The sequence below is a fragment of the Candidatus Nitrosarchaeum limnium BG20 genome, from assembly GCF_000241145.1.
GTDB classification, from domain to species: Archaea; Thermoproteota; Nitrososphaeria; order Nitrososphaerales; family Nitrosopumilaceae; genus Nitrosarchaeum; species Nitrosarchaeum limnae.
Window position 1 is genome coordinate 1 of record NZ_AHJG01000290.1, and the last position, 10,086, is coordinate 10,086.

At 30.5% G+C, this 10,086-nt stretch carries 11 protein-coding genes; 7 read left to right on the plus strand and 4 right to left on the minus strand.

Going from position 1 to position 10,086, the window contains the following annotated elements; translation table 11 throughout:
• Positions 1-102: 102 nt before the first annotated feature.
• Positions 103-309 carry a hypothetical protein gene (locus BG20_RS10450; RefSeq protein WP_048097237.1) on the minus strand — a complete coding sequence of 69 codons (207 nt, stop codon included), beginning with the start codon at positions 307-309 and terminating at the stop codon, positions 103-105.
• The gene (locus tag BG20_RS10455) at positions 296-796 is read right to left on the minus strand and encodes a hypothetical protein (protein WP_010194984.1); all 501 of its coding nucleotides are present in this window, start codon (positions 794-796) and stop codon (positions 296-298) included. The genes BG20_RS10450 and BG20_RS10455 overlap by 14 nt, the downstream gene beginning before the upstream one ends.
• Positions 797-891: 95 nt before the next feature.
• Here BG20_RS10455 and BG20_RS10460 point away from each other — a divergent pair, with 95 nt between their 5' ends.
• Positions 892-1,104, plus strand: coding sequence for a hypothetical protein (locus BG20_RS10460; RefSeq protein ID WP_048097238.1), 213 nt, complete (start codon positions 892-894; stop codon positions 1,102-1,104).
• A 13-nt stretch (positions 1,105-1,117) separates the two neighbouring features.
• On the opposite strand, the gene BG20_RS10465 is transcribed toward BG20_RS10460, so the two are convergent.
• A complete protein-coding gene (locus BG20_RS10465; RefSeq protein ID WP_010194986.1) occupies positions 1,118-1,405 on the minus strand; it encodes a hypothetical protein in 288 nt (95 codons plus the stop codon).
• Between the two features lie 69 nt (positions 1,406-1,474).
• Here BG20_RS10465 and BG20_RS10470 point away from each other — a divergent pair, with 69 nt between their 5' ends.
• The 6 genes from BG20_RS10470 (at position 1,475) to BG20_RS10490 (ending at position 9,305) form a co-directional block, all read left to right on the plus strand.
• Positions 1,475-2,266 (plus strand): DUF72 domain-containing protein, encoded by a 792-nt coding sequence (locus BG20_RS10470; protein WP_010194988.1) that lies wholly within the window; start codon positions 1,475-1,477, stop codon positions 2,264-2,266.
• A 230-nt stretch (positions 2,267-2,496) separates the two neighbouring features.
• Positions 2,497-2,670 carry a hypothetical protein gene (locus tag BG20_RS12475; protein ID WP_157999293.1) on the plus strand — a complete coding sequence of 58 codons (174 nt, stop codon included), beginning with the start codon at positions 2,497-2,499 and terminating at the stop codon, positions 2,668-2,670.
• A gap of 574 nt (positions 2,671-3,244) precedes the next feature.
• A complete protein-coding gene (locus BG20_RS10475) occupies positions 3,245-4,099 on the plus strand; it encodes a sugar ABC transporter substrate-binding protein (protein WP_010194989.1) in 855 nt (284 codons plus the stop codon).
• Between the two features lie 220 nt (positions 4,100-4,319).
• The gene (locus tag BG20_RS10480) at positions 4,320-4,748 is read left to right on the plus strand and encodes a hypothetical protein (protein WP_048097239.1); all 429 of its coding nucleotides are present in this window, start codon (positions 4,320-4,322) and stop codon (positions 4,746-4,748) included.
• Between the two features lie 82 nt (positions 4,749-4,830).
• Positions 4,831-7,692, plus strand: coding sequence for an AAA family ATPase (locus BG20_RS11735; protein ID WP_133936300.1), 2,862 nt, complete (start codon positions 4,831-4,833; stop codon positions 7,690-7,692).
• Between the two features lie 2 nt (positions 7,693-7,694).
• Positions 7,695-9,305 (plus strand): hypothetical protein, encoded by a 1,611-nt coding sequence (locus tag BG20_RS10490; protein ID WP_010194996.1) that lies wholly within the window; start codon positions 7,695-7,697, stop codon positions 9,303-9,305.
• A gap of 61 nt (positions 9,306-9,366) precedes the next feature.
• On the opposite strand, the gene BG20_RS12480 is transcribed toward BG20_RS10490, so the two are convergent.
• Positions 9,367-10,086: hypothetical protein (locus BG20_RS12480; RefSeq protein WP_010194997.1), on the minus strand; the 720-nt coding region annotated here is incomplete at its 5' end.

Here is a 10,086-nt window from a genome sequence, read left to right on the forward strand (position 1 = left end):
CATGCTAGAAGTCTAATAATTTTTTCTACTTCATACGCCTGAAAGGACATCTGTAATGATTTTAAGAATAAATTGTTCTTTGTTAAGATAAAAAATTAAATTCTATTTTCTAACTTTCTTAGGCTTTTCCACAACTCTTAGAAGAAAAATTATTCCAAAAACAATTGGAAGTATGCCAAAACCCCAAAACTCATAGAGAGTTAGAGGATTTGCATTGCCATAAGAAATTATGATGTTTGCAATAACTATGATTCCTACACAAACAAATCCTAAATTTACACAAATTTGTAATATCTTAGAACGTTTCATTTTTGTCATCTTTTAATTCATCGTCAGACATTGATTCCAGCAATACGTTGATTTTGTTATTCCAAGAAGTAGCCAATTTCCACATGATGAATATCATAGGTATCCATAAACCGACATAATATATCAAAAGTGATGTTTCACCAATATTGGCTGAATTAAGTACTGAACCCCATAATTCAAGAGTTAGAATTGAAAAAAAGAATACTCCAAGATTAATTGCTAATCCCACCCAAAATTTTTGGATGTGTAAATATGCCAAAGGACTCCAACTAAACAACATTCTCCAAAGTAAACTTACTTTGTGATGACTGTATTCTGTATGGGCTTTTATTGATTTAAGATAAAGAAATTTCATGTTACATAAAGTACATTTCAAAATTATTCGATTATGTTTTGTTTGTCCGTGAACAAGCAATTCATCACGTTTTTGAAAGTTTTCTTCACAATCTAGACATTCATAATTTTTTTTCTTACTAAAAAATCTCATTGTTTTTTAATATGTCTTATATAATTAAGGATTTAATCACGAAAAAAGTTAGAAAGAAGAGCTGGAATATATAGATAATAGTTTATGAAATTATTATGGTATCTACATCCAACAAAGTACTTTTGATAATGTTTGTTATTGGTGTGATATTGACGATAGCTGGCACTTTGATGATATTTTCTGATATGATCAAAGACCCCGTCAATAATTTACTTCCAATGATGCTACCTATGGTAGTTGGAGTTGTGCTGTTACTTGTTTCAGGAAGTATCGGTTTAAAAAAATTCATTAAATTCCTGTCTAATTAGTCACGAAAAGAATTTAGTCTTTCTTCTCTTTGTCTTTCTCTAGCTCATCAATTCTATTTTTTAATTTTTTAATTTCGTTATCTTGTTGTTTTTCTTTTCTCTTATTTTTTCTATATCGATAAATTACAAAAACAGTTACTCCAATAATTAATGAAGGAAGACCAAAAATTATCAAATACATCACAATATTCAGAGTGTTGAAAATTACATCTATGGCATCGAATGGAGTATGTGCAGCAAATACAAAATTTGGGATGAATAGTAAAACGAATAAAATTATAGTAATTAGTGTAATTTTCATAATTTTTCTAAATTTTTATGAACTTAAGGATTTACGAAAGCATAAAACAATTACAACACATCTCATTTTATGGAAATTAAAATTGGCTGTACTGGTTGGAGTTATGATGGTTGGTCAGGCACGTTTTACCCCAAAAGACTGGAAAAAACCAACTGGCTCAAGTACTATTCCTCAATTTTCGACATTACTGAAATAAACTCCACATACTACAAAATTCCTGATCAAAGCATTACAAAAAAATGGAATGCAGATACCCCAGATTCCTTTAGATTTACTGCAAAGTTCCCATCCATAATCACACATGAACATAGATTGAAAAATGTCCAAGAACATATCCATAAATTTTTGTCATCTCTAATTCCGATTCATCACAAGGTTCTAGCACTTGTGTTACAGCTTCCGCCTTCTTTGTCTTTTGATGAAGCAAAACCAAGACTGGAAGAACTATTTTCATTACTACCAAATGATTTCAAGTATCCAATTGAGGGAAGACACGAATCATGGTTTACAGATGAGGCAATTGACTATCTGACAGAGAAAAACCACTGTCTTGTTTGGAATGAGATTGTTGGAGTGAATAACCCATATCCAATTACTTCTGATTATGTCTATGTTAGATTAATTGGAGACCGTTCAATTCCAGAAAATCAATTTGGCAAAGTAATCATTGACAGAAAAGAGTTGATAAAAAAATGGAGTGACAAAATAAATCATCTGGAAAATAAAGTGTCACTGGCATTAGTTATGGGGAACAATCACTTTGAGGGGTTTGGCCCTGCCACTGCAAACTCTTTACGAATGAATCTTGGAATGAATGAACTGATTTGGGAATCAAAAAAACAAAAGACATTAGAGATTTAAAATAAAAAAAGAAATTATCTTGTCTAGATCGCTAGATGGAGTTTACTTTTTCTTTTTATCCAAGACAATTGCCTCCGAGATACTGCCTGAAAATACCAGATAATAAAGACAGAGTATGATTTATGCATTGACATCTGCTCAATGTATTTTACACTGGTCAATTTTCAGCTAACATGGGAATAACAAACCATACAATGATCTAATTTTATTTTAAGAGAATTAATTATTCCATGAGAGAAATTACAATAAAACTCAAAGACAAAGAGTATCTTGATTTTCAAAAAATATCAAACGAGTCAGGATTGTCCCCTGATGAAAAAATACAAGAAATCATACAATACTATCTGATAATTGAAAAAAACAGAAAGAAGTTCACCCAGTCTAGGCTAGTGCCTGAATTTTGATATTTGTGTCCTTAGAGGTAATCTTTCGGGCATGGTTCTCGCACACCCTCATGATTTCCTTGCAAAATGGCTTTTTTGAATCAGACTCAAAGTAATAGTACATCAGTTTGACATACCCTTCAGCGTTACATCCTATGATATTGCAAATCAAAGAAAAAACCTCTCAAGTCTGACCAGATAGGCGATGTGCCATAGACATTTCCTACGATACCAATGATCATGGAGGATTCTACATTCATCAAACCTGAGAGCCCTCCTGCAATGGCTACAAAGTAACAGCAAGGGAATTGAATTTGGATAGTTTTGAATTAAAGACGAAGGTTATTGTGAAAAACTATAGAACAACAAACAGCGTTAATGAGTTTTATTAAATTAATTAGATACACTAATGTCTTCATATTCAATATCTGAACCATATGCTTGAAGTCAAATAATATTTCCTTCTTCACATGCCTAGGTTTTACGAATAGTCAAATAAAATAATGAACCATCATTAGTAAAATTACAATGTTTTAAAATTTTATCGATCACAAGTAGTAAATAATTTAAGCAATTATGCCGTAATAACAATCCCATGAGCACTCTGTTTAAAGATGTAGGGTGGTATAATATCGATGATGCATTATCTCAATTCTCAAAACCAGATGAAAAATTTGAGATACTGTGTCTTCCTGGACAAGACAGTCCATATAATCACGAAATGAAAAATAACGTGAGTGGTAGTTATAGACACTACATGAGAAATTTGAATAAAGAAATTAATCTATTAACAGTTTCCCCACAAAGTGAAACTGATCTAAATGGTTGTAAAAAAGCTCTCATATTGGCTCTTAATTTGAATGCCTCTTCTGTGATTATATCTTCGAACACTGTATCTGAATTTACTCCACTATTTGAAGAGCTTAAAGAAAATGGAGTCTATATTGGAATAATTACTGATCCAAATACTGATTCAAATGATCTTGCAGATAACGCAGTTGGATTTTCTCAGGAAAATGTTCATGCACAAACGATTGAAAAATTACTCCAACGACCGAATTTAGATTCTAAAAAACTTAGAATTGCATATTTCCCTGGACCAAAATCTAATAACTTTACTCTGAAAAGAATATCTGGATTTTATGATCTCTTAAAGAAATTTAAGATATCTGAGGAACAGGTATGCATCTATCCTGGTGGTAATTTTTCTCCCAACGAAACTCATGATTTAGCAGAAAAAGTAGTTGCAGAGAATAAATTAGATGAAAACTTTGTGGCTATTTTTCAAAATGATGGAATGTTGTTAGGATTCAAAACATATCTTTCTGAAAATGGGATTTTGCAAAACTTTCCAATGATTGGAGTTGATGGTATCGATGAAGTAAAGAAAAAAATCAGTGAAAATGAAAAAATTGCAACCAGTAATGTAAACGTCCAAAAAAATTGCTGAAACGTCTGTACTGAATCGTTTAAGATCAAAATTCGGTTCAAAAAAATCAATAATGAAATCAAATACAATTAATTCTGATTTACTTATTTCCAATTCGTTTATCGACGTTTGATTATCTTCATAGGTATGAATGGTGTAACTTTATTCTGAACGGATTTAATAAAAATCACCTCATGAATGTTTTGAGAATCCATAAAAGTAAATGGAATTTACTAGTTTTATGAATGAATATACATTGACATCAATAGGAATTGAAGACGCTACTAATCTATACAATGAAATGTTATCTGAAAATCATTTTGTGGGATTTGGTAATTCTTGGAAGTATTGGGTAAGACATCGTAATATAACTAAAAATCTAATTACTATATGTGGAATTGAAATACCATTTCATAAAGTAGGTAATAAAATATGTGTAAATAAGCAAGAATTAATTAAAAAAATACAAGATGATATCAAGAAAAAAATTGAGATAAAAAATGGTCCTATTGAAGTAAAAGGAACTGTGATTGGTGATTTTGTAGAATTATCTCGATGGGATAGTGGGATGATTGGGTCATACTATATTTGTAGAAAATGTAAATCTGTTGCAAATATGATAGATAAAAAACTTAAATGTAGTGCCTGCCCTAATCCCTCTCTACTCTGATTATGTTAGATTGCTTGCTTTATTATTTTCATACCTAGTCTTTACCAGATCATTTTTCTAGAACTAGATAGGAGTAAATGGGTTGAAGTTTAACGAATTAGTAAATTTTATACAAAATAAAATGAAAATGGAGCAAGAACATAACTATCAGCCTGTGTTCATTAGAACATTACTTCAAAATTCTGGAACTGCAACCAAAGCCCAAATAAAACAAGCACTAATTGAGGCCAATCCTGATATTGATATTGCTAAAAATTCACATCTTACAGCACGAGATACTCTTCTAAAACATAATATCATTGCAGATAATGATGATTCGTATTCTCTAATTGATTATGATGATCTAACTATTGAAGATAGAAACAAACTTGTAAATTTATGCACTGATAAAATTTCCGAAGCTGCAACTTATGCATCTAAAATCTCTAGAAGATTAGTTTTATTTTCTGTTTCAGGTGATGCATCTTTTGAACACTTTAAAGATACAATGCAAAAAGATATCGATACAACAAAACTATCTGAAACAAAAATGAAGCAATTTTCAAGAATTCGTGCTTGGGGTGCAATTCCTAATAAATGGGCACTTTCTAAATGGTCGAAACTCAAACAAGGAGATATTTTATTATTTTATAGAGATAAACAATACATTACCAGTGCAGTTTTAGAAGGAACTGAACAAAATAATGTAGTTGCAAAAGAAATGTGGGGAACAAAACCTGATTCTGATATAACTTGGGAATTAATTATGTATATGAAGTCAGAATCTGTAAAAACTGCAAATGTTGATTACCAAAAGTTAAACAAGTTTCTAAATTACAAAGAAAATTTTATGCCCACTAGAACACTTGATTTTACTTTGGTTAGAGCTGATACTACAAAAGATCTTGAAAGAAGACATAGTACTTTAGAAAATGCATTGTCTTCAATTGGATTTGATTTTGGTAAAATAGTTACTATTGCTCAAGATTCATCTTCTCCTGGATGTGATAAAACACATTCTTGTTTTATTCCTGAAGAATTACATGTCAAAAAAGGTGATATTGTAACTTGGATCAATACTGATAACGCTGCACACACAATAACAAGTGGTACTGTTTCGGATGGTCCTGATGGTAAATTTGATAGCAGTTTAATGGTCTCTCGTGCCCAATTTATGTACAAATTTGATGAATCTGGAGAACACCCATATCATTGTATGGTCCATCCTTGGATGGTAGGAAAAATTATGGTAGATAAACAAACTACAGAATCTGAAAACTATCTTTTACTTAGACATAATCTCACACGTGATAATCCATGGAGTGATGAATTTGGAAAATCATATCATTATGGACGAATAGCAAATTATACAAAACTTACATCTGGTTCTAAGGTAGTTTGGAATGATAGACAAGATGGAAAATATTTATTCTTAGGATATGGTGAAGTTGGAAATATCAAAGAAGAACATATACGTGAAGATCTATATGCTGAAATGAAAATTTTTGAAAAATTTGATCCTCCAAAAATTGCAACAGAAGAACTTCAAGGTAAAATTACAACTTTGCCTAATTTTAATAATCAACATTCTATCTTACCAATTACTAAAGAAATTTATGATGAAATTGTTTATGGTAGAGTATCTGATAAACCACACATGAAAACTTTTGAAGATGAACCGTTACCAGTTCCTACTCCTGAAGATTTGAAAAATGGATATGAGAAAATCACTGATGAATTACTTGTACCTGAATCTAAAGTAATTGAAATTGTAACTGCTTTAGCAAGTGGAAGACACGTATTACTTGCTGGACCAATTGGTACAGGAAAAACTAGATTGGCACAAATAATCCCCAAAGTATTTTGGGAAAGTATTGGGGGATATTATTCTGAAGATTACACTGCAACTGCTGATTGGAGTACGCAAGATGTTATTGCTGGAATTTTTCCAAAGATGTCCAATGAAAAACCGCTTTATGAAATTCAAAATGGTTGTGTAGTTGAAACTGTAGCAAAAAATTGGGAAAACGGTATAAATGGTGGAAATAGAAGTTATTCAAATCCAACACCTTCTGCATCACGTGGAACTTGGTTAATTATTGATGAATTCAATCGGGCGGATATTGACAAGGCATTTGGTCAATTATTCACTGCATTAAGAACAAGATCTTTGAAAATACCTACTGATCAAAAGGGACTTTCATACAAACACCTCAAAATTCCGGAAGATTATAGAATTATAGGCACATTAAATACTGCAGATAAGCACTTTTTATTTCAATTATCTGATGCATTAAAAAGTAGATTTGCGTATATTGAAATTGATATTCCATCAAGGAATGAATTTGAAAAAGAAATCTATTATGCTATGAAAAATGCAATTGAAGAATTAGGAGGAGATGATTATGAATCTTTGATTGCCTTTGATCATGATAATAAAAAAATTGATAAAGAAAATTCTAATGAAGACTTTTACAATAGAGTTCTTCAAGCTTATTTGTTTCTTGATCTAGTTCGTATCTTTAAAAAACTTGGAACTGCAATCTTAAAATTGATTTATCAAAATCTGTTAGTTGGAACAAAAATTACTGGTGATTCTAAACTAGCACTAGATAATTCGCTTAATTCAACACTAATTCCACAATTAGAAAATCTATCTCGTTCTGCACTTGGTTCAATTCAAGCTTTATACTCTAAAGATATTACAGAGTTTTTCAAAAATGCATACAAAAATCCAAACAGACAAAGTTATTCTGATGATTTTGCTAAAGTACTCAATTATCTAAAAATTACAAATGCAGAAAGACTATCTAATGAATTCTCAAATGGTACATTACAGGTAGATAATGTTTCAACTTGGACTCCAATTAAAACTACACACGAAAGTAAAAAGAACGAATTTGAACAAGAATTACTTCAATTAAATCAATCTATGAATGAGATAATTAATTCTGTAATAATATAGATATGTTTGAAAAAGAAATTCAACAAGAAATTAAATTTCTAAATAATCCAAATAATGGAAACATAAAACAATCTGTTTTGGCAGATGATTTTTTTCTTGATCTTCCTCAATACCATGAACTCAAAAAGAAATTCCGTGAGACCGAATATTACAGTAGACATTGGAAATGGCATCAACTTGTAAGGCTGGTTTTAGAACCTCAGCAGACACGACAATATATGTATGATAGACTTTTGAGCCTACTTCTTAAGCATAGGCGGTCATACGATGAATATTTTATTCTCAAAACTCAGGAAGGAATACATCAACTGCCAAATCCATTAGCTGATCTAAATAGACTTGAAATATTATATGAGAGATATTTTCAGATTTACCTAGATATTAAAAATAAAATTCATTTCGATTATCCAAAAAAAGAGTACAAAGGTCCTACAATTCGTGGTGCAATAAATTGGAATAACACCATTCAAAATTCTTCTACTGAATTTCCAATAGAATTCGTATCTTCTATTAGACAAAAAGAATTTGAAACATCTGAAAATATTTTGTTGATTTTATGTGCCGAATGGTTATTTCGAGAATCAAGTAGATTATTACAAATTGATTTCAAAGAACCCATATCTGAGTATAATAGAAGTCTTCTAAGTGAAATATCTCAAAAAACACAAATGATTTTACATGATTTTCCATTCAAATCAATTCTTAATGAATCGAAACGATATTGGAATTTATCCTCCTCTGATCCTCGAATCAAACAATTAGAACAAAAAACAAAACAAAGGATTAATCAAAGATTAGTGAGAAATTCTAATTATGTGAAGATATTAGAATGGATTGATGACTTTAGGAGTTTGGATATTTCTAGAGTGACTGACTCTACTCCTACTAGACATATCTTAGATTCACTTGAAAATGTAGATACTGTATATGAGGCTTGGATATTTTTGGAATTTGTAGAATTTTTACATGAAAAAGGCTTATTGATTAATCTAAAACTTGGTGATAAAGCACACTGTCAATTTGAATATCGTGGATTAATTGTTACTTTTTGGTATGAAAAATCATTTTCACAGAAAGAAGGACATGCGTGGATATTATTACATGTTCCAGACTTCACAGCAATGGTTAATGATGAAATTTTAGCGATATTTGATGCAAAAAATTATTCAAATACTGGTTATTATTCAGAGTCCCAAAACAAGATGTTGGCATACATGAATAATTTAGATACTAGCTTTGGGGCTTTAATTTATCCAAATTATCCAAAAAATTGGGATGACTTTACTAGAGATGAAAGAATGCAACAATTAGTCTTGTTTTTAGACACAAAAAATTCTGAAGCAACTAACAACGAGATTAAAAATCATGCACGAAAACTAGTTGATTTAGCTTGGATTGATTTGCCTAAAGAATACCAAACTATTGCAGAACCTGTGGCATTTCGTAAATTTGAGCATCCTATACCTGGAAAGAAAGCAAGATTCCACTTTGAACAATCTTTGTCTTTGATTAGAATGCCCCCTGAACAATCAGAGATAGCAATTAATCTCAAAAATCAATCTCTTCAGGAAATATTCAAAGCAATTGTTTCTAGAATACCTTTAATTGCTTAACTGATAAACCATTGATGGGTTTTGTATTTGCATTTGTTTTGGATATGTTTTAATGCTATTTTTATAAAAGAAAGTTTCTGACTTCAACAAACGACTGTCTTATTTTTGAAGTAGAGTTTGGTGTTATTTTTTTATCTTTGATGAATTGATTTGTAAGAAAAATTATATCTCTATCAACAACATCGCTGGATTTGTGTAAAAACATATGTTCACCTTGAATTTTTATAGTTTCTTTTATCCCACCATTATATGTTGCAGCTATTATACAAAACGCTAGATGATTGTATCTGTATACATATTCTTCTAATCTACTGATTTTCTCTTCAATAGCTTTTCCAAACATAATAAACAGCGTTGTATCTCGTATAACCACAATATTCAAATGATTTTTTGGTAATTGTTCTTGTTCTTTGTCAATTTTTGTACCTAATCTATAAATTTCATCTACATCATATGATGGTCCTTCTAAAAGTGAATGAACATCATGCAATTCCCCCCAATTCTTTAACATGTTCAGTTTATCATCCATTGCAAAAGCAAATTTAACTCCATTTCCTATAAATTCTTCAAAACCATTTGTTCTACATTTATCTATACATTGAATAATTTTTGAAATGATCAATTCAAGACTTGGTTTGGAAAGAGACTTATCAATTTTACCAAGACAGTTGATTTGTTTTTTTGGATCCTTGAATCTATTTTGGAATAGCACTTTTGAAATTTCATCAAAAGTAGTGTTTGATTCTTTGGCTTGTACACTTGGAGTAAGTTCTGTAATTTC

Bases quoted from the DNA above. Each gene is read 5' to 3' on its own strand.
- BG20_RS10450 (WP_048097237.1), bottom strand. From the start codon at position 309: ATGAAACGTTCTAAGATATTACAAATTTGTGTAAATTTAGGATTTGTT.
- BG20_RS10455 (WP_010194984.1), bottom strand. From the start codon at position 796: ATGAGATTTTTTAGTAAGAAAAAAAATTATGAATGTCTAGATTGTGAA.
- BG20_RS10460 (WP_048097238.1), top strand. From the start codon at position 892: ATGGTATCTACATCCAACAAAGTACTTTTGATAATGTTTGTTATTGGT.
- BG20_RS10465 (WP_010194986.1), bottom strand. From the start codon at position 1,405: ATGAAAATTACACTAATTACTATAATTTTATTCGTTTTACTATTCATC.
- BG20_RS10470 (WP_010194988.1), top strand. From the start codon at position 1,475: ATGGAAATTAAAATTGGCTGTACTGGTTGGAGTTATGATGGTTGGTCA.
- BG20_RS12475 (WP_157999293.1), top strand. From the start codon at position 2,497: ATGAGAGAAATTACAATAAAACTCAAAGACAAAGAGTATCTTGATTTT.
- BG20_RS10475 (WP_010194989.1), top strand. From the start codon at position 3,245: ATGAGCACTCTGTTTAAAGATGTAGGGTGGTATAATATCGATGATGCA.
- BG20_RS10480 (WP_048097239.1), top strand. From the start codon at position 4,320: ATGAATGAATATACATTGACATCAATAGGAATTGAAGACGCTACTAAT.
- BG20_RS10490 (WP_010194996.1), top strand. From the start codon at position 7,695: ATGTTTGAAAAAGAAATTCAACAAGAAATTAAATTTCTAAATAATCCA.